Genomic DNA, 26679 nt, shown 5'->3' with positions numbered 1-26679 from the left:
ACGCTAGAGGATCCTTGTTAAGGCTGATGCACAGGCGACGGGAGTTACTTCAGGCCGAACGCCCGCAGCACGGTCTGGTCGATGCCGTTGCCTGCCCGGTCGGCGGCCCGTACCCGCAGCGACACCGACTCGGCGCCCTTCGCGGCCCTGAACCGTGCCTTGCCGCCGCTGACCTTCACTTCCTTCCAGGAGGTGCCGTCGTCAAAGGAGACCCAGGCCTTCAGACTGCTCGCCTGCACGCTTCCCAGCTGGTTGGCGACGGGCAGCGCGACCTCCAACTCCCCCTTGCGCTCAGCCCGGTTGAGGAGGTCGAGGCCCTTCGGGGCGATACCGACCGTGAGCAGCGGCAGTGCCGTCGCGGCCTCGGTGTGCGCCGAGGCGAAGGTCCACTCGGTGTGCGTGCTCGTGGAGTACTTGGCCCACTCCGCCCGCCGCTGCACATCCAGCTCGAAGCGGTAGGAGGCCTTGTCCGCCGGGACGTCGAAGATGCCGTACCCGCCGAACGTCGAGTCGCCGACCAACTGCCCGTCCGCGTAGAGCTTGCCCTTCGCGGTGCTGTCGGTGCCGTCGATGTAGCCGTAGTGGCCCGGCGTGGAGTCGGTCAACTCCGCCACCGACATGGTGAGTTTGTCGCCGGTGCGCTCGGAGTGGCCGTACTCCTCACTGGTGCCCGGGCGGATGACCTGCCGCAGCCAGTTCTCGGTGCCCTTCTCCGTACCCGGCTCGGTGAAGGTCCGCAGCGGGCTCCACTGGCCCCTGTACGTGTTCCAGTTGGGATAGACGACGTGCCAGGTACGGGTGTCCGGGTCGACGTAGTAGTACTCGTCGCGTTCCGTGCCCAGCTCCGTGTACACGCTGCTCTCGATGCCGAAGAGCTGCCAGGGGCGGAAGGTGTACAGGGCGTCCGCGCCGATCTCGCCGGCCGTCGCCCCGTAGTAACGGGCGTGCCGCTTCACCGTGTTGGACTTGTCCAGGCTGTACGTCTGGTCCGCGGAGATGGAACCGCTCTGCGCGACGAGCACGTTGTAGACGTACGGGCTGACCGGTGTGCCGCTCAGCTTGAGCGTGACCTTCTTGCCGGTCTTCAGCAGGGAGGTGAGCTTGGCGCCCTCCTCGCCGGTGGCGATCATCAGCGGGACGGTGGTCGCGCGGTCCACGGCCTCGATCCAGAAACCGGGCTTGTCGCGGTACACGATGAGGTAACCGGCGCCCGCCTTGGTCGCGTTGTCCAGGGCACTCTGTGCGCGGTCCGTGGCGCCGATCCTGACCACCGCCACCTTGCCCTTGACGTCGAGCCCCGCGAAGTCGGCCTCGGTACCGCCGCCCGCGTCCACCGCCCGGACCTTGTGGTCACCGCTGATCTTCAACGGGAAGTCCTCGTACGTCTGGGAGTAGTAGAGCGAGGACAGCTCGGTCTTCTCCGGGCTGGTGACGCTCGCCGTCAACTCCTTCTCGTACAGCCGGAACTTGGCGGAGAACTCCAGGCTTCCGATGGTGACCTCGGGGGTCGGCGCCACATAGACGTGGTCGGTCCAGAAGCCCTGGCTGTAGGTGAGGCCCCAGCCGTTGCCCGGCCCCTCGCGGTGCACATTGGTGCTGAAGCCCTTGAACTCGGAGTTCTGCTTGGTCTTCGGCTTGATCTCCACCGCCTTGCGGGCGTCGAGGACGACCTCCGTGTCCCCGCCCACCTTGATCTCGGGGCTGGAGACGACCGAGGTGCCGACGGCCGTCCCGCCCGCGTCACGGTCGGGGATCCAGGTCGAGATGGCGTAGGTGCCGGCCGGGACCTGCCAGGTCCAGCCGCTTCCGAGGAAGCCGTACTCGTCGGGGTAGGCGCGGTTCAGCTCCATGAGCGTGTAGATCGAGCCCCCGGTGGGCGCCTTGCCGTCGCGGGCCAGGAGGGAGACCTTGAGGTCGTACGTCTTCGGCGCCTTCTCGAAGCCGACGGCCGTGGTGACCTCGATGCCGTCGGCGGTCGCCGTGACGTGGCCCGTGTACCGGCCCTGGGCCTGCGCGGCCGGGTCGACCGAGACCGGGACCGTGGCGGTGCCCTTGGCGGGGACGGTGACCGTACCGACGCCAGGGGCGGCTGCGGCGAGGCTGGACGAGACCGTCAACTCCACCGCCTTGTCAGTGGTGTTGGTGTACGTGATGTCCTTGCCGACGACTCCCGTGTCGCCGTCCTCGAACTTGCCGAAGCTCAGCGCCGACGTCGCGAACACGCCCTGCCCGGCCGCCCGTGCGACATCGACCCGGCCGTCGCCCTGCTCGAACACGGAGTTGACGTCGTTCGTCTTCGCCGTGCTGGCCAGGGACTGCTTGAGCTGCTCGCCCGTCCAGTCCGGATGGGCCTGCGCGACCAGTGCCGCCGCACCCGCGACATGCGGGGTCGCCATCGACGTACCGTTCGCCGCCGTGTAGTCGGCGTCGACCGGCGTACCCATGGTGGTGCCTGCCGCACGGGCCGCCACGATGCCCACGCCCGGCGCGGTGATCTCCGGCTTGACCGCGAAGTCACCGAGGCGCGGGCCACGGCTGGAGAACGACGCGAGCTTGTCGGACTTGTCGACCGCGCCCACCGTCAGCGCCGAGTCGGCGATGCCCGGGGTGCCGACCGACTGCTCGTAGGGGCCCGCGTTGCCCGACGCGACCACGAAGAGGGCGCCGGTGGAGGCGGACAGCTCGTCGACGGTCTCACTGAGCACGTCGGACGCGCCGGTCGCCGTACCGCCCAGCGACATGGAGACGATCTTCGCACCGGAGTGCGCCGCCCACTCCATGCCCGCGATGATCCAGGAGGACTGGCCGCGACCGTCGTTGCCCAGCACCTTGCCGACCAGCAGCTCCGCGCCCGGGGCGACACCCTTGAGCCTGCCGTCCGAGGCCGCGCCCGAACCGACGATCGTGGACGCCACATGAGTGCCGTGACCGTGGCCGTCCTGCACCGCCTGGTCCGGCACGAAACTCGTCGACTCCGCGATCTTCCCCGCGAGGTCCGGGTGTCCGGTGTCCACGCCCGTGTCCAGGACGGCGACCTTGACGCCCTTCCCGTCGTAGCCCGCCTGCCACACCTCGGGCGCGCCGATCTGCGGGACACTCACATCGAGGGACGCCTTCACCTGGGCGTCCAGCCAGAGCTTGTCGATGCCCTCGCCGAGCTGCTTCGCGGCCTTCGCGGTGGGCTCGGTGCCGAGGGCCGGGGCGATGTCCGTCCAGAAGGCGCTGGACTTCTTCGCGCTCAGCGCGGCGCCGTCGATCCCGGGCAGCGCGAGCGTCCGGCGCGCGCCCTCGGGGGTCGCGCTGCCCTTGCTGTACGTCGCGATGACAGGGGTGGCGCCGGTCCTCGCGTCCGAGTAGCCCTGCTTGACGAGCTGGGTGACGTTGAACAGGGCCGGGTCGAGACGGCCCGCCTGGATCAGCGGGATCGCATCCGTCGGCAGGACGCTGACCTCGCCGTTCTTCTCGCTGGACAGGAAGGTGGCGGCCTCGCGGCCCGTGCCGCGCCGGACGTCGACGGCGTTCTTGCCGTCCGCTCCCGTGGTGAGGGAGACGGTGTCGCCGGTGATGAGGGTGACCGTCTGCGCCGGGACGGCAACGGTGCCGGTGCTCTTGGGCGTGGTGGTGACCGGAGACACCGGTCCGGCCGCCGCGGGCGCGATCGCACCCGCGACCAGCCCGGCCGCGCCTGCCACGGCCCAGAGGGCATGGAGTCTTCGCATGGGTGGAGGTCCTCCCCTGAACGCTCGAACTCTGAGAACGCTTCCGGCCTGGTGAGCGGAAGCCAGTGATCAGAGTGGTCGCCGCAGACAAAGGGGCTCAAGGGATTCGGGTGGCCGGGGAGTGCCAATGCCGCCTTCGGTCAAGGCAGTTGACCGCATCCGATGCCACCGGGAGGGCGTCCCACGGCCGTCGCCCAGGTTGAACACAGGATTCCCCCAGGAAACCGGGACACGATCAGGACATGTCTGGCACTTCTGGGGTTCGCGGCGGTCATGTCCGTGTGCTGATCGTCGACGACGAACCGGCGCTCACGGAACTGCTGTGCGTCGCCGCCACCGAGGCGGGCTGGCGGCCCTACCCGGCCTTCGACGGCGAGAGCGCGCTGCGCGTCGCCCGCTCCTCGGCCCCGCATGCCGTCGTCCTCGACGGCATGCTGCCGGACCTCGACGGCCTCCAGGTGCTGCGCAGGCTGCGCTACGAGAGCCCGCGCCTGCCCGTGCTCATGCTCACCGCCCGCGACGCTCTCGAACACCGGCTCGACGGCCTGGAGGCGGGCGCCGACGACTACGTCACCAAGCCGTTCTCCCTGGAGGAGGTAGTCCTGCGGCTGCGTGGACTGCTCCGCCGCTGCGGCGCCGAACAGACCCGCACCGACGACTCCGTACGCGTCCTCGGCGACCTCGTGATCACCGAGGAGACCCGCGAGGTGCACCGCGACGGCACGCCCGTCCAGCTCACCGCCAAGGAGTTCGACCTGCTCAGCCTGCTGATGGGCCATCCGCGCCAGGTGCTCAGCAAGAGCCAGATCCTCGACCACGTCTGGACCAGCTGCTTCGACAGCGGCGACAACCTCGTCGAGGTCTACATCTCCAGCCTGCGCCGCAAGATCGACAAGGGCAGGGCCCCGATGATCCACACCGTGCGCGGACTCGGGTACGCGATCCGGGCGGGGGAGGACGGGAGATGACCGTACGACTGCGCGGGCGCTCACTGCGGACCCGCCTGCTGTTCTTCATCGGCGTCACCCTGGCCGCCGTGTGCGGCGCCATGGCGGTCACGACCATCTTCGCCCAGCAGAGATACCTGCTGGGCAGCCTCGACGACCGCGTCGCCAACGCCGTCGCCCGCAGCCAGGGCGGCGCCGCGCTCCACCCCGAGACGGACACCGACCTCGGCTTCCTCAACGAGAACGGCCAGCCCGCCGGAACCCTGGCCGCCCGCCTCTCCGCCGACGGCAAGCTGCTCACCGCCCAGGTCGTCGCCCAGGACGCGGCGCCGCAGGACCTCGACTCCGCCCAGCGGAAGGCGTTGGCCGGCATCAGGGCCGACGGCAGGATGCACACCCGTACCGTGCCGGGCCTCGGCACCTACCGGATCACGGCGATCGGCGGCACCTCGGACAACGGCGTCCGGGTGCTGACCGGGCTGCCCATGGACGACGTCCAGAACATGATCCGGGGCCTGGTCGTCGTCGAGGCCGTGGTGGCGGCGGTCGGACTGACGATCGCGGGCTGCCTCTGCGCGGTCGTCATACGACGTCAACTGCGGCCCCTGGGCCGGGTCGCGGCCACCGCGGTCGAGGTCTCGCGGGCGCCGCTGGGCCGGGGCGCGGTCGTCGGCCTCACCCGCGTCCCGGAACGCGACACCGACCCGGGCAGCGAGGCGGGCCAGGTCGGCGCCGCCCTCAACCGGATGATCGACCACGTCGAGTCGTCCCTCGCCGAACGCCAGGCCGGCGAGGAACGCATGCGGCGCTTCCTGGCCGACGCCAGCCATGAACTCCGTACCCCGCTCGCCTCGATCGCCGGATACGCCGAACTCATGAACCGGGGTACGCAGCGGATCGAGCCCGCGATGGCCTGGCGGCGGGTGTCGGCGGAGTCGGCGCGGATGACCGGGCTGGTGGAGGACCTGCTGCTGCTCGCCCGGCTCGACGAGGGGCGGCCGTTGCAGTCGGCCGAGGTGGACCTCGCGGCGGTGGTCGCCGAGTCGGTGTGGGACGCGCGGGCCGCCGGCGAGCACCACAACTGGCAGCTGGCGCTGCTCCTCGACTCCCCGGCGCTGGTCTCCGGCGACGAGGCCAGGCTGCACCAGGTGGTCGCCAACCTGCTGGCCAACGCCCGGGTGCACACACCCGCCGGTACGACGGTGATGGCCTCGATCGAGGTCGTGGACGAGCGCTGCGTCATCCGCGTACGCGACGACGGCCCCGGCATCCCGCCGCACCTGCTCCCGTCGGTCTTCGAACGCTTCACCCGCGCCGACGCCTCCCGCGCCCGTACGAGCCCCCAGGACGGCGGTTCGGGCCTCGGCCTCGCCATCGTGACGGCGATCGTGACGGCCCACGGAGGCAGCATCGACGTCCAAAGCGCCCCAGGGCACACCGAGTTCACGATCGAACTGCCCACCGCGACACCGGCACCGCAGCCGACCCCGACCCGCCCTGACCTCCGTACAACCATCAGGAGTTGATCACGAGAGCCGCATCCACCCGGATGCGGCTCTCGTGCGTCAAGGCACCTTGTGCGTCAGCCGTTTACAACCGCCCCGCGCAGCGCTAGCTTCGAAGGAGAGTGGGGTGGGAGCGCTCCCACACCGAGCGGACCGGAACCCGCACAACCGGGACCCGCTCCCACCCCACCACTCCCCACGCACACGCATCGCACCTCTCGCGCACCCCCCGCCGGGCGCGCCCCTTCACCCGCACGTTCCGTACGGACCGCACGACGTACGGCGTACCGCGTACGACTGAAGGAGATCATGACATGGCCATGACATCCACCTCGCTACCCCCACCCTCCCCCCGCACCCCACCCCGCTTACCCCTCCCCACCCGGGGCAGAGCCCTCCTCCTCGTCCTCCTGGCCCTGCTCACCGCGATCCCGGCCCTCGGCCTGGTCGTCACGGCGGGCGGTGACGCGGAGGCGCACGGCACCCCGATGAAACCCGGCAGCCGTACCTTCCTGTGCTGGCAGGACGCCCTCACCGACACCGGTGAGATCCAGGCGGTCAACCCGGCCTGCAAGACGGCCCAACAGGTCAGCGGCACCACGCCGTTCTACAATTGGTTCTCGGTGCTCCGCTCGGACGGCGCCGGCCGCACCCGGGGCTTCGTCCCGGACGGCGAACTGTGCAGCGGCGGCAACACCAACTTCACCGGGTTCAACACCCCCAGCGCCGACTGGCCGTTGACCCATCTCACCTCGGGCGCCACCGTCGACTTCTCGTACAACGCGTGGGCGGCGCACCCGGGTTGGTTCTACGTCTACATCACCAAGGACGGCTTCGACCCGACCCAGACGCTCACCTGGGACGCGATCGAGTCCCAGCCGTTCCTGAGCGTCGACCACCCGCCGCTCAACGGCACCCCGGGCAACGTCGAGGCCAACTACTCCTGGACCGGCCAGCTTCCGGCGAACAAGTCGGGCCGCCACCTCATCTACATGGTGTGGCAGCGCTCCGACAGCGCGGAGACCTTCTACTCCTGCTCCGACGTCGTCTTCGACGGCGGCAACGGCGAGGTGACCGGTATCAAGGACCCGGGCAACCCGCCCACCGAGCCCCCGCCCGGCGCGTGCACCGCCTCCCGTCGTACGACGGGCAGTTGGAGCGGCGGCTACCAGTCCGAGGTGACCGTCACCAACTCCGGCACGGTGCCGATGCTCGGCTGGATGGTCGACTGGACCCTCCCGGCCGGCCAGTCGGTCGCCAGCCTCTGGAACGGCAACCCCACCTACAACGGCCAGGCGGTGATGGTCCACAACGCCAACTGGAACGGCTCACTGGATCCGGGCGGGACCGCGACCTTCGGGTACGTCGTCCAGGGCTCCGGCGGTGATACGTCAACCACCCTGCCCTGTCGGGTCGGTTAGACCTGTCGGGCTTCGGCCTGCTCAGGGCGGACCCGGTGGTCGATACCCACCGGGTCCGCGAGCCGGGCCGGCACGGGGGATGAGGCCCGGGTGGAGCGGTTCTCGGGACGGGACCAAGCACTGGAGACGACGCTGGAGACAACGTTGTCCAGTGGTCCGAAGATCACTCTATCGCCCCAATGGACAACACCGTCAAGCCGGTTGGCTCCCCGGCGGTTCCTGCAGGAGAGCACGCGATCGCCCGTACGCATGACCCGCCCCCGTGCCTTCTCGGCGGCGCCGGCCCTCCCGTGGTACCGCTGGCGGACGTCACTGTCCCCGCGGCTTGTGCGACCTGTGTGCGCGACCCGTCCGAAGAAGGAGGGTCCGCGTCATGCGTGTCCGCCCCACGTCCCTGCTGCCGTCCCTGCTGCTCGCTGCCGCGTTGGCGCTGGGCGCCCCCACTCCGGCGGACGCGTCCGCAAGCCCGCTCGTGGAGGACCCCACCCCGTACGTCGATCCGCTCATCGGCACCAGGAACGGCGGCGATGTCTTCCCGGGCGCGGTCGTCCCGTTCGGCATGCTCTCCTGGAGCCCCGAGAACACCCGCGGCGACGCCACCCGCACAGCAGCCCCCGGCGGCTACCACTACGACGCCACCCGCATCCGGGGCTTCAGCCTCACCCACATGTCCGGCACGGGCTGCGCGGGCGGCAGCGGCGACATCCCGTTCTTCCCGTACGCCGGACAGGTCACCTCCTCCCCGGCGAGCGACACCCGGGACGCGGTGTACGCGGCCGACTTCAACCACGCCGACGAGACGGCGGAGCCGGGCCACTACCGGGTAGGCATGGCATCCGGGGTCACCGCCGACCTCACGGCGACCACCCGCACCGGCTCGGCCCGCTTCACCTACCCACCCGACAGACCGGCCTCGTTGCTGATCCGCACCGCCAACTCCGAGGTGGGCTCGACGGATTCGACGGTCACGATCGACCCCGCCGCCCGCACGGTCTCCGGCTCGGTCACCTCCGGCAACTTCTGCGGCCACCTCGACCCGGAGGGCCGACGCCCGTACTACACCCTCCACTTCACGGCCCGCTTCGACCGAGCCTTCAAGTCGACGGGCACCTGGCAGGACGACCGCCTGAGCCCGGGGTCGACATCCACGTCCGGCGGCACGGGCGGCTTCACCGCCGACAACGGCCGTCCCGTGACGGGCAAAGGGGCAGGCGGCTATGTGGAGTTCGAGCCCGGCACGGGCCCGGTGGGCGTCAAGGTCGGTATCTCGTACGTCAGCAGGGCAGGCGCCGAGGCGAACCTGGCTGCCGAGAACCCACCGACCCGCACCTTCACCTCGGTCCAGTCGACAGCCCAACTGGCCTGGCGGGAAAAGCTGGCCGCGATCCGGATCGGCGGCGGCACGGAAGCCGAACGCACCACCTTCTACACCGCCCTCTACCACTCCCTCCTCCACCCGAACGTCATCAGCGACGCCGATCGCCGATACCGGGGCGCCGACGGCAGGGTCCACCGGGTCCGGGTGAGCCACGACAACCAGTACGGCACCTTCTCCGGCTGGGACGTCTACCGCTCCCAGGTCCAGCTGCTGACCCTCCTCGACCCCGACACGGGCTCGGACATCGCCCAGTCCCTGTACGAACTCGCCCGCCAGAACGGCGGGTTGTGGGACCGCTGGCTGCACGGCGCGAGCGGCACCCACGTCATGAACGGCGACCCGTCGCCCGCCGCCCTCGCCGGCATCCACGCCTTCGGCGGCAGGCACTTCGACCTCCGAGGCGCGCTGGACTCCCTGGTCCGGGCGGCGACGACACCGACACGGCAGGACCTGTCCCCGACGGGCAGACCGGTCCTGTCGGTCGGCCAACGCCCGTCCCTGGACAAGTACTTGGCCCACCGCTACATGCCGTCGGTGTCCAACGCCTGGGCCGGCGCGGCGGAGACCCTGGAGATGTCGGGCGCGGACTTCGCACTGTCCCAACTGGCGCACGCGGCAGGGCGGAAGGGAACGGCGGCCGAGTTCATGAAACGCGCCCAGTGGTGGCAGAACAGCTTCAACATCGCGGCACACCGCAGCGGCGGCTACATCACCGACCGCAGGGCGGACGGCAGTTGGGCCACCGGCTTCACCCCGGCCACCGGCAGAGGATTCGTCGAGGGTACGGCGGCCCAGTACACCTGGATGGTCCCGCACAACCTGGCAGGCCTGTTCGCAGCAATGGGAGGCAAGGCCAAGGCGATCGACCGCCTGGACGCCTTCTTCCACCACGCCGACGGCACCTGGGCCCTCACCGGCAGCGGCGGAGAGAAGTCCGAGCTGGACAACGAACCCTCGGTCAACGTCCCCTACCTGTACGCCTACGCGGGCGCCCCGCACAAAACGCAGGAGACGGTACGCGCGGCGATGACGAGCCTCTGGTCCACCCGCCCCGGCGGCATCCCCGGCAACGACGACCTGGGCGCGATGTCCTCCTGGTACGTCTTCGCCGCGCTCGGCATGTACCTCCAGGTCCCGTCCCGAGCCGAACTGGTCCTGGCCTCACCCCTGTTCCCGAGGATCGAGATCACCCGCCCGTACGTCAACGACATCTCGATCCACGCGGAGGGAGCGGCGGCGAACGCCCCGTACGTCCACTCCCTCGCGGTCAACGGCCGTACGAGCACCCGCCCTTGGCTCCCGGCGTCCTTCGTCCGACAGGGCGGCACCTTGAACTACACCCTGGCCACCACCCCGCACCCCACCTGGGGCAGTGCTCGATCGGACGCCCCGCCGTCCTTCCGCTCGGGCGAGCAGCCATACCAGATCGGCGTAGGTCCGACCACGGTGACGCTCGCACCGGGAGGCGGCGCGGGGGTGGACATCCGCGCGCTGTCCCTTACGGGAGCCGACGGCAAGTCCCCGGAGGTGCGCTTCGAGGTGGAGACTCCGCCGGGTGTAACGGCAACACCGGCGTCCGGCAGGGTAGTTGATGGCACCCGGCGGATCACGCTCGCCGCACCGGCCACGACCGACCAGGGCTTCTACGAGGCGAGGATCAAGGTCACGTCGACGAACACGGCGTACGAGCAGCCGATCGCCCTCACGGTGGCGGCCCCCGGCTCCCTCCTCGCCGCCTACAACAACACGGGCACCTCCGACGACACCGGCGACCACACCGAGGCCGACTACGACGGCGCCGGCTGGAGCTACTCCCGCCAGGCCCTGGCAGCGGCGGGCCTGTTCCCGGGAACACGGGGGAGCCTCCCGACAGGCCTGTCCTTCACCTGGCCGGCCTCACCGCCGGGCCGCCCGGACAACGCGTCGGCGACGGCCCAGACACTCCAACTCGCGACTCCCGCAACCCGGTTGTCGTTCATCGGCAGCGCGGCCTTCGGCAACCAGCGAACACAGGCGACCGTCACGTACACCGACGGCACCACCGACACGATTGACCTCGCCCTCACCGACTGGACCCTCGGCGGCGGCACGGGAACCGTCCAGTACGGCAACGAGGTCGTGGCGAGGGTCGAGTACCGGAACGTCTCGGGAGCGGGCCGGGACCCGGTCCCGACGTACGTCTTCGCGACGCGGCCGTTCACGGCTCAGGCCGGCCGGAGCATCGCGAGCGTACGGTTGCCGGCCAATACGAACGTGCACGTTTTCACCCTCGCCGTTGGCTGACACCATCGACGGATGGGGCAACGGCCGAACCTTCCCGAGGAGTTCAGGTCCGAGGCGCGCATCGCCTTCGCGTTCCTCGTCGAGACCGAGGGCTTCGCCGAGCCGGAGGACCACGACCTCGGGCTCAGGTACTGCCGCGTTGACCTGGAAGTGCGCCTCTGCTGCCATCTGGGACGACCTGAGCCCTGCGTGTGGACGCGTCTGAGCCCGATCGCGCCGGACGGTACACGAGGGTGGGGTGCGTATCTGGACGACCTCTACACAGCCGTCGGCTGCGGCCCACCCCAGGACGTCCCTGGCACCGTCCACAACCGACGCTCTCTGCTCAAGCGCGTTCACCAACACGCGGAAGCACTACGCCGGTTACTGCCCCGTCTCCCCGCCCGCTTCCCCGACCCCTGAACAGCGAAGCGGGCCCGGGGCAAAACCCCGAGCCCGCTCCACCATGCACCGACAGCCGATCGGCCGATCAGCCCAGCAACTCCACCTCCGCCAACGTCGACTCCCCGTCGAACACCAGCCGGTACTGCGCATACGACCCCGCCGACGTCACCGAGAACGCCCGGGTCTGCCGGTCCCACCGGAACGACTCACCCGAACGCCGGTCCAGTGTCCGCCAGTTGGTGCCGTCCGAGGAGCCCTGCAGCACCCAGCCCGTCGGGGCCGCAGCCCGATCCGCCGACGTCAGCGTGTACTGGACCGCCTTCGTGCGACCGCCGAGCGGTAGCTCCACGGACGTCATCGTCGCGTTGGTCGCCGACGTGTTGTCGAACAACTCCTCGTTCAACGCGCCCTCACCCACCACCACATCCGCCCGAGGCGTCGGCACCTTGTCGTCCTTGGTGATCGACACCGGCGCTGCGCTCTTGGACGTTCCCCATGTCGAGGGCTTGGCGCCCATGTCGAACTCCAGGGTTCCGCCCCGGGAGACGATCGAGTGGTGGAGTGAAGTCGACGTCCAGGACTTGCCGTTGACCTTCAAGCCTTGGACGTACACGTTCCGCGCGCTGTTCTTCGGGGCCTTGATCACCAGGTCCCGTCCGTTCTCCAAGTGCACCGTCGCCTTCGTGAACAGCGGGGAGCCGATGGCGTATTCGCCGCTGCCCATGACCAGCGGGTAGAAGCCGAGCGCCGAGAACAGGTACCAGGCCGACTGCTCGCCGTTGTCCTCGTCGCCGTGGTAGCCCTGCCCGATCTCGCTGCCCGTGTAGAGCCGCGAGAGGACCTCGCGGACGTTCTTCTGCGTCTTCCAGGGCCGGCCCGCCGCGTCGTACATGTAGTTCACGTGGTGGGCCACCTGGTTGGAGTGGCCGTACATGCCCATCCGGACGTCCCGGGCCTCCGTCATCTCGTGGATGACCCCGGTATAGGAGCCGATGAAGTCCGGCGAGGCCGTCTCCGGCGTCGAGAAGTACGCGTCCAGCTTCTCAGCCAACCCCGCGCGCCCGCCGTACAGGTTGGCCAGACCCCGGCTGTCCTGCGGGGCGGTGAAGGCGTAGCCCCAGCCGTTGGTCTCGGTGTAGTCGTGGCCCCACACCCTCGGGTCGTACTTCGAGGACTCGACGCGCCACTCGCCCGTCTCGGTGCGCCCCTGGAAGAAGCCGGCCTGGGAGTCGAAGAGGTTCACGTAGTCCTGGGCGCGGTCGAGGAAGTACTCCGACTCCTCCTTGTAGCGCTTCTCGCCGGTCTTCTTGTAGAGCGCCTGGCCCATCCGCGCGATGCCGTAGTCGTTGAGATAGCCCTCCAGCGCCCACGACAGGCCCTCGTGGGTGTCGGTGCTCGTGTAGCCGAGGAACGGCGAGGTGGCCATGCCCTTGCGGCCGACGCCCGCGGACGGGGGCACGACCGTGGCGTTCTTCAGGGCCGCGTCGTAGGCCGACCTCGCGTCGAAGTCGACGCCCTTCACGTACGCGTCCGCGAAGGCCACGTCCGAGGAGGTGCCGGTCATCAGGTCGGCGTACCCGGGGGAGGACCAGCGCGAGGTCCAGCCGCCGTCCTTGTACTGCTGGACGAACCCGTCGACCATCTCACCTGCTTGACGGGGCGTCAGAAGCGAGTAGGCGGGCCAGGTCGTCCGATACGTGTCCCAGAAGCCGTTGTTGACGTACACCTTGCCGTCCACGATCTTCGCCCCGGTGTGCGTCGGGGTGTCGGGACCCGGCATCGGGGAGAACGGCGACGCGTACTGGTACTTCGAACCGACCTTCTCGAAGCCGGAGTTGGGGTACAGATACAGCCGGTACAGGCTGGAGTACAGCGTCGTCAGCTGGTCCGGCGTCGCCCCCTCCACCTCGACCTTCCCCAGCAGCGCGTCCCACTGCCGCTGCGCACCGGCCTTCACCGCCTCGAAGGACGTGCCGTCCGGGATCTCCTGGCGCAGGTTGTCCTTGGCCTGGTCGATGCTGATGAGCGAGGTCGCGATGCGCAGGGTGACCGTCCGGTCCTCGCCCGCGTCGAAGCGTAGATGGCCCTTGACCCCGCTCGACGAGCCCTCCGTCACCGGCGCGTCGAACACCCCGTACACGAACAGTCGGGTCGCCCCCGTCGACAGCCCCGACTTCACGTCGGAGTAGCCGGTGAAGGTGCCGGTCGCCTTGTCGAGGGTCAGGCCCGCCTGGTCCGTCACGTTGTCGAACAGGACGCTCGCGTCGTTACCCGGGTAGGTGAAGCGCAGGGCCGCCGCGTGGTCGGTCGGCGCGATCTCCGACTTCATGCCGTTCTCGAAGGTCACCCCGTAGTAGTACGGCCGCGCGGTCTCGTTCTCGTGCCGGAAGGCCAGCGCCCGTGCCGTACGCCCGGTGTCCGGGGTGCCCGCGGCGGCCGACGGCATCACCTGGAAGGTCTGCCGGTCACCCATCCAGGGGCTGGGCTCATGGCTGGCGCTGAACGCCTGGATCGTCGGCAGGTTGTCGTCGTTGTTGGCCCGCGCGTAGTCGTACAGCCAGCTCAGCGAGCCCGCGTTGGTCACCGGCGTCCAGAAGTTGAACCCGTGCGGCACCGCCGTCGCGGGGAAGTTGTTGCCGCGCGAGAAGCCGCCGCTGGAGTTGGTGCCACGGGTCGTCGACGCGTAGTCCGACAGATGCGCCTTGGGCTTCTCCTGCGGTACGGCCTTCAGCGCCACGTCGTCCAGCCAGCCCCGGAACTTCGCCGGCCCCTTGGGGGAGTCGTACGCCACCAGGATCCGGTCGACGGTCTTGCCGGCCGCGACCGACCCGATCCGCGAGGCCACGTTGTTCCACTGGTTGACGTAGAGGACCTTGGCCGCCCCCTGCCCCTGCGGGGTGAGCGCGAACCCGTGCTGGTCGGTCGCCTTCAGGTCGCTCAGATACGTCCCGTCCGTGAAGGCGAGGTCCACGGAGACGTTGGTGGCGTCGTAGTCCAGGTCGCCGTCCGCCATCGACGGGAAGATCCGGTACGACAGCCGCGTGTCGCGTCCCACGGCCACATCGACGTCGAAGACCTTGTTGTACGAGTACGCCCGCCCGTCGGTGGTGTGCCGCCCGGCGTAGCGCAGCGCCCGCTTGCCGGTGAAGCCGGCGCCCGACTTCGCCGTCGGCGAGCCGCTGGGGCCCTTGTCGACCAGCGAGAGCATGTCCTGAGGCAGCGGGTCGGCGCCGCCGCCCTTGGAGAACTGGACGTCGGCGAGCTGGAGGATGCCGCCGCCGTTGTTCTTGGAGATCTCCAGCCGGAAGTGCCGGTACTCGGCCGGGCTCGCGATGTCGTAGGTCTTCGTCTGGAACGGCTCGGAGAAGGACTCGCCGGTGCGGGCGTCCACCGTGGTCCAGTTCGTGCCGTCCGCGGAGCCCCGCAGGGTCCAGTCCTGCGGGTTGCGTTCGTCGTGGTCGTTGGCCGACGTGAGCGCGTAGGTGACCACCTCGACCGGTGCGGCCAGGTCGAACTCCACCCAGCCGGTGGGGGCGAACGTCAGCCACTTGGTGCTGGGCTCGACGTCGACGAGGTTCTCCTTCACCTCCCGCGCGCCGGCGTTCTCGCCGCTGGCCCGGACGTCCGTGACCTGGTCGGTCACATTGCCCGGAATTCCGGTGCTGTATCCGCCGTCCACGCCCGCGGCGCGTTCGGTGCCGTCGGCCGCCGTGTCGACGGTGTTCAGCCAGTCGGGCGCCGGTTCACCCGCCTCGAACGAGGAGGCGAACTCCCCGTCGGCGGCCGGTGCGGCGGTGGACAGCGCGGTTGCCGCGCCCTGACCGCCGATCACCAGTGCGAACACCGCCGTAATGGCCGAAATTGATCTGAACTCCCATCCGTACCGAGCCCTGTGCCGAACTCCATACCGCATGCGAGAGCACCCTCCCTGCCACCTGGACAACGTTGTCACCTTGGCTGCGCAGGAACCAGTAGGGAGTCAAGTGGTCAGTGGTGTCAAGGGTGTTGGGTGCGGCATTCGGGCCCAATATCGCGAATTTCCCGCTCAAAGGGATGTGTGCGGTCCACATATTTCCGCGAGGTCTCAACTCGGAAAAGACCCGCGGCCAACCCTGCATTCGATCTTGCCCCTTTGACGGGAAGTGGACTATACCTGTCGGCGTCTGACTACTGTTCGACCGGTCGACGACAGGTGCGGGGAGAGCCGGAAGGGTGGTTTGACGTGCTGAACGCGCGGCCCGCCGGGTATTCCCTCTGATCAGGGCACATCACGCACTAAGTACTTCCTGCACGACCCAGTACGACCCGACCGCGGTGCCGGGAGGATCCGGTTCACCGCCTGAGTCCTGGAGAAGGCGAGGACTTGAGCATGGGATCCACCTCCGACGAGAGCCGCACCACCGGTACCACCCCTGTGAACGGTGTGGGGCGCCGCGACCTGATCAAACGATCTGCTGCGCTCGGCCTGATCTCCGTCCCCACGATGAGCTTCCTGTCCGCGTGTGCGAGCAGCGGCGGAGACGACGAGGACAAGGCCGCCGCGGGCGAGAAGACCGCGAAGAACCCCCTAGCAGTCAACGACACGGCACAGATGGAGTTCGTGCTGTTCGACGGCGGTTTCGGCAAGGAGTACGCCGAGGACGCGGTCAAGATCTACGAGACGAACTTCCCCAAGGCGAAGGTCAAGTTCTCCGCCACCCAGAAGATCCAGTCCACGCTCCAGCCCCGCTTCAACCAGGGCACCCCGCCGGACCTGATCGACAACTCCGGCGCCGAGCAGATGGACATGGGCGTCCTGGCCGGCAAGAGCCAGCTCGCCGACCTCACCCCGCTGCTGGACGCCCCGTCCTACGACGACCCGAACAAGAAGGTCCGCGACACCCTGCGGCCGGGCATCGTCGAGATGGGCCAGCTCGACGGCGACCCGGTCTGGATCATGTACTACGCCTACACGGTGTACGGCGTCTGGTACTCCCAGAAGGCCCTGGACTCGCTCGACGCCACCTACCCGGAGACGTGGGACGAGATGCTCGCCGTGTGCGAGAAGGCCAAGAAAAAGGGCATGGCCGGCTGGACCTACGCGGGCAAGTACCCGTACTACCTCCCCTTCTCGCTCTACCCGATGATCGGCAAGGTCGGCGGTGTCGAGGTCCTCGACGCGATCGACAACCTGGAGCCCAACGCCTGGAAGAACCCGGCTGTCAAGGCCTGTTTCGAGGCGTACTACGAGCTGTACAAGAAGGGGTACGTCCTTCAGGGCACCCCTGGTCTCGACCACATCCAGTCGCAGACCGCGTGGGCCAAGGGCAAGGCGCTGTTCATCCCGAACGGCTCCTGGGTGGAGAACGAGTCGGCGAACGTCATGCCGGCCGACTTCGACCTCGCCGTCTCCGCGCCGACCGGCATCGACAGCTCCGACAAGCTGCCGTTCGGCACGATCTGGGCCTCCGGCGGCGAGCCGTTCATCGTCCCGTCCAAGGCGAAGAACACGGCGGGCGGCATGGAACAGCTGCGCATCATGCTCAGCGAGGCGTCCTCGAAGAACTTCACCACCAAGGTCAAGTCGCTGACCGCGTACAACGGCGGCACCGACGGCATCACCCTCACCCCGGGCCTGAAGTCCGGTGTGGCGGCGCTGGAGAAGGCCGGCGACAACGTCGTCAACCCGCGTATGCAGGACTGGTACGTACAGCTCCAGAAGGAGCAGATCGGGGTCTCGGGACTCGGCGAGATGATGGCCGGGCGGCTCACCCCGGCCGAGGCCATCAAGAAGATCCAGGCCTTCGCCGACGCGACCGCGAAGGACACGTCGATCAAGCACTACAAGCACCAGTGATCGAAGCGGTCGAGAACTGATGATGAGTCACCGGCGGCGGCACCCGCGTACGGAACGGGGTCTGTGGTAATGCAGCACGGCAAGTACCGCTTCATCGTGGGATTCCTGGCGGTCCCTCTGGGGCTGTACGCACTATTCGTCGTCTGGCCGTTCATCCAGTCCATCTATTACTCGTTCACGGACTGGACCGGACTGAGCCCGGAATTCAAGATGGTCGGCTTCGACAACTACAAGAGGATGTTCGACGACGAGATCTTCTGGAAGTCGTTGCAGCACAGCCTCCTGTTCGCGTTGCTGCTGCCGCTGGTGACGATCGGTCTGGCGCTGTTCTTCGCCTTCATGATCAATGTGGGCGGGAAGCGGCGCCGCGGCGGACCGGTGATTTCCGGGGTCCGCGGCTCCTCGTTCTACAAAATCGTCTACTTCTTTCCGCAGGTCCTGTCGATCGCGATCGTCGCGCTGCTGTTCGCGTTCGCGTACAACCCGGAGAGCGGTGCGATCAATTCGCTGCTGCGCGGAATCGGGCTCGGCAGCATCCAGCCGCTCTGGCTGGGCGACCCGGACCTCGCCCTGTGGTGTGTGATGGCGGTGCTGGTCTGGTCGACGGTCGGCTTCTTCGTGGTGCTGTTCTCCGCGGGCATGGCCTCAATCCCGGCCGACCTGTACGAGGCCGCGCTGCTCGACGGCGCGAACCGGGTCACCACGTTCTTCCGGATCACCCTGCCGCTGCTGTGGGACACCGTGCAGTCCGGCTGGGTCTACATGGGCATCCTCGCGCTGGGCGCCGAGTCGTTCGCGGTCGTACAGATCATGACGACCGGGCCCGGCGGTCCGGACTACTCGACGACCGTCATGGTCCTGTACGTCTACCAGAAGGCCTTCCGCGACGGTCAGGCCGCCTACGCAACCACCATCGGGGTCGCCCTGCTCGTCGTCACGCTGGCCTTCGCGGCCCTCGTGATGCGGCTGGGCCGACGCGAGCGGCTGGAGTACTGACACCTATGAAGACGACCGACAGCACACCGTCGGACACGGTCCCCCAGCAGGCCGGAGGGCCCGTGCGGAAGGCGGACGCGCCCGCGAAGGGCGACCGGGGGAAGCGTGAGGGCAGGGTCCTCAACGTGTTCTCGCACGGCATGCTCATCCTGTGGGCGTTCATGGTCGTGATGCCGCTCCTGTGGGCGGTGATGACGTCCTTCAAGGACGACAACGCCATCTTCAGCTCACCCTGGTCCCTGCCGGACGAGCTGCACTTCGACAACTGGGCGCGGGCCTGGACCGACGCCAACATGAGCGACTACTTTCTCAACACCATCCTGGTGGTGGCAGGTTCGCTCATCGGCACCCTGGTGCTGGGCTCGATGGCGGCGTACGTCCTGGCCCGTTTCGAGTTCCCGGGCAACCGGTTCATCTACTACCTGTTCATCGGCGGCATGAGCTTCCCGATCATGCTGGCCCTGGTCCCGCTGTTCTACGTCGTGGACAACATGGGCCTGCTGAACACGCTCCACGGGCTGATCCTGGTCTACATCGCCTATTCGCTGCCGTTCACGGTCTTCTTCCTGACCGCGTTCTTCCGGACCCTGCCGTCCTCGGTGGCGGAGGCGGCCTTCGTCGACGGCGCCTCGCACTCCCGGACCTTCTTCCAGATCATGCTGCCGATGGCCAAGCCCGGGCTGATCAGCGTGGGGATCTTCAACTTCCTTGGCCAGTGGAACCAGTACATGCTGCCGACAGTGCTCAACACCGACCCCGACAAGCGGGTCCTCACCCAGGGCCTGGTGCAACTGGCCGCCAGCCAGGGCTACAAGGGCGACTGGTCGGGTCTCTTCGCCGGCCTGGTGATGGCGATGCTGCCGGTGCTGGCCGCGTACATCATCTTCCAGCGACAGGTGGTGACGGGTCTGACCGCCGGCGCGCTGAAATAACCGGAACCTTTCGTTCGGCCGCCGTACGCGCGCGTGCATACCGCAAACGGTGCACGCGCGCTGCTTTGAGTACAAGACCCCGGATGCAGTTCAACCTCTTGACGGGAGGCGACCCTAACGGCTCAGCTTAGAGTTCACTAGTTGGACATAGACGGGCCTCATCGAAGCGGTCCCGTGCGCAGGAGGTCGTCGTGGAGACTCCGGGGTCGCAGTCGTCACTGCACCGAGCCAACCTGGAACGGGTCGTACGGGCCGTACGCCTCGCCGGGTCGCTCACGCAGGCCGAGATCGCCAGGACCACCGGCCTGTCCGCGGCCACGGTGTCCAACATCGTGCGCGAGCTGAAGGACGGCGGAACGGTCGAGGTCACGCCCACCTCGGCGGGTGGCCGCCGGGCCCGGGCCGTCTCGCTGAGCGGCGACGCCGGCATCGTGATCGGCATCGACTTCGGGCACACCCACCTGCGCGTCGCGATCGGCAACCTCGCCCACCAGGTGCTGGCCGAGGAGTCCGAGCCGCTGGACGTGGACGCCTCCGCCGCGCAGGGCTTCGACCGGGCGGAAGAGCTGGTCAGTCGCCTGATCGCAGCAACGGGCGTCGACCGTTCCAAGATCGCCGGCGTGGGCCTGGGCGTACCGGGTCCGATCGACGTCGAGTCGGGCACGCTGGGCTCCAGCGCGATCCTGCCCGGGTGGATCGGCACCAGACCCGGCGAGGAGATGCGGGGCCGCCTCGGCGTGCCGGTGCACGTGGACAACGACGCCAATCTCGGGGCCCTCGGCGAGCTGGTCTGGGGCAGCGGCCGGGGGGTGCGCGACCTGGCGTACATCAAGGTCGCGAGCGGCGTTGGCGCCGGGCTGGTGATCAGTGGCAAGATCTACCGGGGCCCGGGTGGCACAGCGGGAGAAATCGGGCATATTACTCTTGATGAATCCGGCCCTGTCTGCCGTTGCGGAAACCGGGGCTGCCTGGAGACCTTCACGGCGGCGCGCTACGTGCTTCCGCTCCTCCAGTCCAGCCACGGAACCGACCTGACCATGGAAGGTGTCGTGCGGCTGGCGCGGGACGGTGACCCGGGCTGCCGTCGCGTGATCGCCGACGTCGGCCGACACATCGGCAGTGGAGTCGCCAATCTCTGCAACCTGTTGAACCCGAGCCGGGTGGTCCTCGGTGGTGATCTCGCCGAGGCCGGTGAGCTGGTGCTCGGTCCCATCAGAGAGTCCGTAGGCCGCTACGCGATCCCCAGTGCGGCACGTCAACTGTCCGTTCTTCCGGGGGCACTTGGAGGTCGTGCGGAGGTGCTCGGAGCACTCGCTCTCGCGCTGAGCGAGATGGGTGATTCGACCCTTTTGGACGGCACGCTGACCACAGCCACTCCTGTCTTCACCTAGAGAACGAACAAAGCCGTTGCCAACCCGTTAAGGATTTACTTCTTGACGTCGCACGTGTGGCCGAGTTGACTTCCAGCCACCTCGGTCGCAGTGTTGCGGCCCTGTCAGGGAGGCACCCCCAAATGAACGCGTTGATGCGTAGAGTCGTGATCGGCACCACAGCAATCTCCATGGCTCTCGCTGTGGCCGCCTGTGGCAAGGCCGGAGACGACGACTCGGACAGCGGCAGCACCGGCTCCGGCGGCGACAAGTCGATCGGCCTGCTTCTGCCCGACAGCGTCACCACCCGTTACGCCAAGTTCGACAAGCCGTACTTCGACGCCAAGGTCAAGGAGCTGTGCTCCGACTGCACGCTGGAGTACGCCAACGCGGCCGGCAGCGCCGCGACCCAGGCCCAGCAGGTCAGCAGCATGATCACCAAGGGCGTCAAGGTCATCGCGATCAGCGCCGTCGACTCCGCCGCGATCAAGTCCTCGATCCAGGCCGCCGTCGACAAGGGCATCAAGGTCGTCGCGTACGACCGTCTGGCCCAGGGCCCGGTCTCCGCGTACATCTCCTTCGACAACGAGAAGGTCGGCGAGCTCCAGGGCCAGTCCCTGCTCGACGCGCTGGGCGCCAAGGCCACCCCGAAGGCCAAGGTCGTCATGATCAACGGCCTGGCCTCGGACCCGAACGCCGGGCTGTTCAAGAAGGGCGCCCACAGCGTCCTCGACGGCAAGGTCGACATCGCCTACGAGCAGGCCGGCGACTGGGACGACAAGGTCGCCGCCCAGAAGATGTCCGCCGCCATCACCCAGCTGGGCGCCAAGAACATCGCGGGCGTCTACTCGGCCAACGACGGCATGGCCGGTGGTATCGCCACCGTCCTCAAGGGCGCGGGCATCAGCACCGTCCCGCTGACCGGTCAGGACGCCGAGCTGAGCAGCATCCAGCGGATCCTCGCCGGCACGCAGGCCAGCACGATCTACAAGGCGTACAAGCCGGAGGCCGACGGCGCCGCCGAACTGGCCGTCGCCCTGCTGGAGGGCAAGAGCATCGACTCGCTCGCCAGCACGACGCAGACCAGCGGTTCCGGTGACAAGGTGCCTTCGAACCTGCTGACCCCGGTCACGCTGACGAAGGACAACATCGAGGACACCGTGATCAAGGACAAGCTGTACACGGTCGCCGAGATCTGCACCGGCGAGTTCGCCGCCGCCTGCAAGACCGCCGGTCTGCAGTAAGCGCCACCGGCGCACAAAGGAGTCCGCCGGCACCGGGTGGGCGCTCTCACGGGCGTCCACCCGGACATGACCGCCCGGCGGTCCCGCGAGACCTGTCCGACGCCCGCCCCGGCCTTCAGACCCCGCTGCCGGGACGGGCGTCGGACGGAACCCGTTGCCTTCGGCAGCGGAATCGCGCATGTTCACCTTGTAAACCAGTGCCTCGCGCACAACCCTCCGCGCCTTTTGACAGCGCGGCATCCCCGCCGGTCAGGCGGCGAAGGAGATGGTTCACGTGTCCGCTACGCCCGTGTTGGCGTTGCGCGGAGTCTCCAAGCGATTCGGTGCGGTGCAGGCCCTCACCGATGTCGAACTGGAGGTCCACGCCGGAGAAGTGGTCGCGCTCGTCGGCGACAACGGCGCAGGAAAGTCCACCCTGGTCAAGACGATCGCGGGTGTGCATCCCATCGATGACGGCGTCATCGAGTGGGAGGGCAAGCCGGTCAGCATCAACAGGCCGCACGACGCCCAGGGACTCGGCGTCGCGACGGTCTACCAGGACCTCGCGCTGTGCGACAACCTCGATGTGGTCGGCAACCTCTACCTCGGACGCGAGCTGCTGCGCCGCGGCGTCATCGACGAGGTCACGATGGAGAAGAACTCGCGTGAACTGCTGAGCACGCTCTCCATCCGCATCCCCAGCGTGCGCATCCCGATCGCGAGCCTCTCCGGCGGCCAGCGCCAGGTCGTCGCCATCGCCCGCGCGCTGATCGGCGACCCCAAGGTCGTCATCCTCGACGAGCCCACCGCCGCCCTCGGTGTCGAGCAGACCGCACAGGTCCTCGACCTCGTCGAGCGGCTGCGTGAGCGCAACCTCGGCGTCATCCTCATCAGCCACAACATGGCCGATGTGAAGGCGGTCGCCGACACCGTCGCCGTGCTGCGCCTGGGCAAGAACAACGGTTCCTTCTCCGTGAAGGACACCAGTCAGGAAGAGATCATCTCCGCCATCACCGGGGCCACGGAAAACGCCGTGACCCGTCGTGCGGGGCGTCGCAGCACGGAGGCCGCGAAGTGAGCGACACGTCGAAGACAGCGAAGAAGGACGGCGTGGTCGAGACTCAGGCCACCGTGGCCCCCGCCGACGACCCCACGGCCGCGGCCGTACAGGTCGTCGACCCGCGGCTGCTGGTCCGCGAAGAGGGCCTGAAGGGCTACTGGACCGAGTTCAAGCGCAAGGTGAAGGGCGGCGAGATCGGCTCCCTGCCGGTCGTCATCGGCCTGATCGTCATCTGGACCATCTTCCAGCTGAAGAACGACCGGTTCCTCAGCGCCGAGAACCTGTCCAACATCAGCTTCTACCTGTCGGCCACCGGCATGATCGCCATCGGCCTGGTGTTCGTGCTGCTGCTCGGCGAGATCGACCTGTCCGTCGCCTCCGTCAGCGGCCTGGCGTCCACACTGTTCGCCGTGTTCGTGGTCAACCACGGGGTGAACGCCTGGCTCGCCCTGCTGCTGACCATCGTGGTCGGCATCGGTATCGGAAGCCTGCACGGCTGGTTCTTCGCCAAACTCGGCGTACCCGCCTTCGTGGTCACCCTGGCCGGCTTCCTCGGCTGGAACGGCCTCATGCTGTGGCTGCTCGGCTCGACCGGCACCATCAACATCCCCGACGAGGGCCCGGTGCACCTCCTCGGGCAGCGGTCCTTCTTCATGGACCAGGCCATCATCGGCGCCTACCTGCTGGCCGGCCTCGGAGTCGTCTCCCTGCTCGCCGGATCGATCATCGAGCAGCGCCGCCGCAAGGCCGCGGGAGTGCCCTACCGGACCAACGCCGAGATCGCGCTGCGCGTCGGTGCGCTCGCGGTGGCCGCGTTCGTCGCGGCGGCCGTGCTGAACTCCGCCTCCGGTGTGTCCAACGCGCTGGTGATCTTCCTCGCGTGCCTGGTGATCGTGGACTTCGTGCTGCGGCGTACGACGTTCGGCCGCAAGGTCTTCGCGGTCGGCGGTGGCATCGAGGCGGCTCGGCGTGCGGGTATCAACGTTCCGCTGATCCGGATCGCGGTCTTCGCGATCGCCGGTGGGTTCGCGGCGGTCGGCGGTATGTTCTTCGCCGGTCAGACGCAGAGTGCTTCGCTGACGTCGGGTGGCGGTAACACGCTGATGCTGGCGATCGCGGCGGCGGTCATTGGTGGCACCAGCCTGTTTGGTGGGCGGGGGACCGTGTGGTCGGCGCTGCTGGGTATGTTGGTGATCCAGTCGATCCAGACGGGTCTGGATCTGCTGAACATGAACACGTCGATCCAGTACATGATCACTGGTGCGGTGCTGTTGGGTGCGGTTGTCATCGACTCGGTGTCCCGCAAGAGCCAGAAGGCTGCGGGGCGGGCTTAGCGGGGGAGCGCTGTGGGGGTTGCGGTGGTTGTCCGACTGCGGCCCGTGCGTGGCTTGTCGCGCAGTTCCCCGCGCCCCTGAAAGTTGCGCCTGCGGCGCACTTTCATACAAATGTGCCCGGCACCGTTTCTTGGTGCCGGGCACAGGTGTGTCATAGATAACCCGTTTCTTGGGTACGGCCGATCGCGTGACGTATCACGCACAGGCCGGGCGTTGTTCGCGAAGGCGGAACACTAGACTCGACACGCCCGGCGAAAGCTCGATCAGCTCTACTGCAAGGAGGCACGGGTGCCGCTGCTGACCCGCATCAGGGGACCGCGTGATCTTGACCGGCTCAGCCTGGAGCAGCTGGACCAGCTGGCCGAGGAGATCCGGACCTTCCTCGTCGACGCGGTCTCCAAGACCGGCGGCCACCTCGGCCCCAACCTCGGTGTCGTCGAGCTGACCATCGCGCTGCACCGGGTCTTCGACTCGCCGAAGGACAAGGTGCTGTGGGACACGGGCCACCAGTCCTACGTCCACAAGCTGCTCACCGGCCGCCAGGACTTCTCCAAGCTGAAGATGAAGGGCGGCCTCTCCGGCTACCCCTCGCAGGCCGAGTCCGAGCACGACGTCATCGAGAACTCGCACGCCTCGACGGTCCTGGGCTGGGCCGACGGCCTCGCGAAGGCCAACCAGGTCCAGAAACGCGACGACCACCACGTGGTCGCCGTCATCGGTGACGGCGCGCTCACCGGCGGGATGGCCTGGGAGGCGCTGAACAACATCGCCGACGCCAAGGACCGCCCGCTGGTCATCGTCGTCAACGACAACGAGCGCTCGTACGCGCCCACCATCGGCGGCCTCGCCAACCACCTGGCCACCCTGCGCACGACGGACGGCTACGAGCGGTTCCTCGCCAAGGGCAAGGACCTGCTGGAGCGGACCCCAGTCGTCGGCAGGCCGCTCTACGAGACCCTGCACGGCGCCAAGAAGGGCCTCAAGGACTTCATCGCCCCGCAGGGCATGTTCGAGGACCTCGGACTCAAGTACGTCGGCCCCATCGACGGCCACGACATCGAGGCCCTGGAGTCCGCGCTGGCGCGGGCGAAGCGCTTCGGCGGGCCCGTCATCGTGCACTGCCTCACCGAGAAGGGCCGTGGCTATCAGCCCGCCCTCCAGGACGAGGCCGACCGCTTCCACGGCATCGGCCCCATCCACCCCGACACCGGCCTGCCGGTCAAGGCATCCGGCGCCGACTGGACCTCCGTCTTCGGCGACGAGATGGTCAAGCTGGGCCAGGAGCGCGAGGACATCGTCGCCATCACGGCCGCGATGCTCCAGCCGGTCGGCCTGAAGAAGTTCGCCGACGCCTTCCCCGACCGCATCTACGACGTCGGCATCGCCGAGCAGCACGGCGCCGTCTCCGCGGCCGGCCTCGCCACCGGGGGAGTGCACCCCGTCTTCGCGGTGTACGCCACCTTCCTGAACCGGGCCTTCGACCAGGTCCTCATGGACGTGGCGCTGCACAAGTGCGGCGTGACGTTCGTGCTCGACCGGGCCGGCGTCACCGGCACCGACGGCGCCTCCCACAACGGCATGTGGGACATGTCGATCCTCCAGGTCGTACCGGGCCTCCGGCTCGCCGCCCCGCGCGACGCCGACCAGGTCCGCGCCCAGCTCCGCGAGGCAGTCGAGGTCGACGACGCGCCGACCGTCGTCCGCTTCTCGAAGGGCGCCGTCGGCCCCGCCGTACCCGCCGTGGGACGCGTCGGCGGCATGGACGTACTGCGGGAGCCGGGTACGGACACGCCGGACGTGCTCCTCGTCTCCGTGGGCGCGCTGGCCCCCATGTGCCTGGAGATCGCCGGGCTGTTGGAGCAGCAGGGCATCTCCACCACCGTCGTCGACCCGCGCTGGGTCAAGCCCGTCGACGAGGCCATGGCCCCGCTCGCCGAGCGGCACCGCGTGGTCGTCACCGTCGAGGACAACTCCCGTGTGGGCGGCGTCGGTTCGGCCGTCGCACAGGCCCTGCGGGACGCGGGGGTCGACGTACCGCTGCGTGACTTCGGTATCCCGCCGCGCTTCCTCGACCACGCCTCGCGGGCCGAGGTCATGGCGGAGATCGGTCTGACCGCGCCGGACATCGCCCGCCAGGTCACCGGGCTGGTCTCGAAGATCGACGGACGGTTCGAGCAGTCGGAAGTCGACTCGGTGGAGCCCGCGCGCGACTGACCCACACCTGAGTCCCAATGGGCCGCTTTCACCACCCTTTACGGTGGGGAAAGCGGCCCATTAGCGTGACATCCCTG

At 68.5% G+C, this 26679-nt stretch carries 15 protein-coding genes; 13 read left to right on the top strand and 2 right to left on the bottom strand.

Annotated elements, in window-relative coordinates; translation table 11 throughout:
- Positions 1-44 precede the first annotated feature (44 nt).
- Positions 45-3719, bottom strand: a complete 3675-nt coding sequence (locus tag LUX31_RS09105) for a S8 family peptidase (protein ID WP_235474277.1) — start codon at positions 3717-3719, stop codon at positions 45-47.
- A gap of 242 nt (positions 3720-3961) precedes the next feature.
- Here LUX31_RS09105 and LUX31_RS09100 point away from each other — a divergent pair, with 242 nt between their 5' ends.
- The 5 genes from LUX31_RS09100 to LUX31_RS09080 all read left to right on the top strand — a co-directional run bounded on the left by LUX31_RS09100 (position 3962) and on the right by LUX31_RS09080 (position 11655).
- Positions 3962-4687, top strand: a complete 726-nt coding sequence (locus tag LUX31_RS09100; RefSeq protein WP_235474276.1) for a response regulator transcription factor — start codon at positions 3962-3964, stop codon at positions 4685-4687.
- Entirely contained in the window at positions 4684-6192 is a 1509-nt protein-coding gene (locus LUX31_RS09095; protein ID WP_235474275.1) for a sensor histidine kinase, read from the top strand. Before LUX31_RS09100 ends, LUX31_RS09095 begins: the two co-directional genes overlap by 4 nt.
- Before the next feature lie 299 nt (positions 6193-6491).
- Positions 6492-7592, top strand: coding sequence for a lytic polysaccharide monooxygenase auxiliary activity family 9 protein (locus LUX31_RS09090; protein WP_235479847.1), 1101 nt, complete (start codon positions 6492-6494; stop codon positions 7590-7592).
- 373 nt (positions 7593-7965) lie between these two features.
- Positions 7966-11253, top strand: a complete 3288-nt coding sequence (locus LUX31_RS09085; RefSeq protein WP_235474274.1) for a GH92 family glycosyl hydrolase — start codon at positions 7966-7968, stop codon at positions 11251-11253.
- A 12-nt stretch (positions 11254-11265) separates the two neighbouring features.
- Positions 11266-11655, top strand: a complete 390-nt coding sequence (locus tag LUX31_RS09080) for a hypothetical protein (RefSeq protein ID WP_235474273.1) — start codon at positions 11266-11268, stop codon at positions 11653-11655.
- Positions 11656-11722: 67 nt separating this feature from the next.
- Here the strand turns inward: LUX31_RS09080 and LUX31_RS09075 are convergent, their stop codons facing one another.
- Positions 11723-15550, bottom strand: coding sequence for a GH92 family glycosyl hydrolase (locus LUX31_RS09075; protein ID WP_235474272.1), 3828 nt, complete (start codon positions 15548-15550; stop codon positions 11723-11725).
- A 456-nt stretch (positions 15551-16006) separates the two neighbouring features.
- Between LUX31_RS09075 and ngcE the strand changes: the two genes are divergently transcribed.
- The 8 genes from ngcE (at position 16007) to dxs (ending at position 26602) form a co-directional block, all read left to right on the top strand.
- Positions 16007-17473, top strand: coding sequence for an N-acetylglucosamine/diacetylchitobiose ABC transporter substrate-binding protein (gene ngcE / locus LUX31_RS09070; RefSeq protein WP_235474271.1), 1467 nt, complete (start codon positions 16007-16009; stop codon positions 17471-17473).
- Between the two features lie 69 nt (positions 17474-17542).
- Positions 17543-18469 carry a carbohydrate ABC transporter permease gene (locus LUX31_RS09065; RefSeq protein WP_235479846.1) on the top strand — a complete coding sequence of 309 codons (927 nt, stop codon included), beginning with the start codon at positions 17543-17545 and terminating at the stop codon, positions 18467-18469.
- Positions 18470-18474: 5 nt separating this feature from the next.
- A complete protein-coding gene (locus tag LUX31_RS09060) occupies positions 18475-19401 on the top strand; it encodes a carbohydrate ABC transporter permease (RefSeq protein ID WP_235474270.1) in 927 nt (308 codons plus the stop codon).
- A 191-nt stretch (positions 19402-19592) separates the two neighbouring features.
- Entirely contained in the window at positions 19593-20792 is a 1200-nt protein-coding gene (locus LUX31_RS09055; protein WP_235474269.1) for an ROK family transcriptional regulator, read from the top strand.
- Positions 20793-20914: 122 nt separating this feature from the next.
- Positions 20915-22015, top strand: coding sequence for a sugar ABC transporter substrate-binding protein (locus tag LUX31_RS09050; RefSeq protein WP_443045939.1), 1101 nt, complete (start codon positions 20915-20917; stop codon positions 22013-22015).
- A gap of 265 nt (positions 22016-22280) precedes the next feature.
- Positions 22281-23072, top strand: coding sequence for an ATP-binding cassette domain-containing protein (locus LUX31_RS09045; protein WP_235474268.1), 792 nt, complete (start codon positions 22281-22283; stop codon positions 23070-23072).
- Entirely contained in the window at positions 23069-24388 is a 1320-nt protein-coding gene (locus LUX31_RS09040) for a sugar ABC transporter permease (protein ID WP_235474267.1), read from the top strand. Before LUX31_RS09045 ends, LUX31_RS09040 begins: the two co-directional genes overlap by 4 nt.
- Positions 24389-24676: 288 nt before the next feature.
- The gene (dxs, locus tag LUX31_RS09035) at positions 24677-26602 is read left to right on the top strand and encodes a 1-deoxy-D-xylulose-5-phosphate synthase (protein WP_235474266.1); all 1926 of its coding nucleotides are present in this window, start codon (positions 24677-24679) and stop codon (positions 26600-26602) included.
- Positions 26603-26679 lie beyond the last annotated feature (77 nt).

It is taken from the genome of Streptomyces sp. GQFP (assembly GCF_021545335.1).
In the GTDB taxonomy this organism is placed as follows: Bacteria; Actinomycetota; Actinomycetes; order Streptomycetales; family Streptomycetaceae; genus Streptomyces.
The sequence above is the reverse complement of the archived record's forward strand: the minus strand, read 5'-3'. Positions and strand labels throughout refer to the sequence as shown.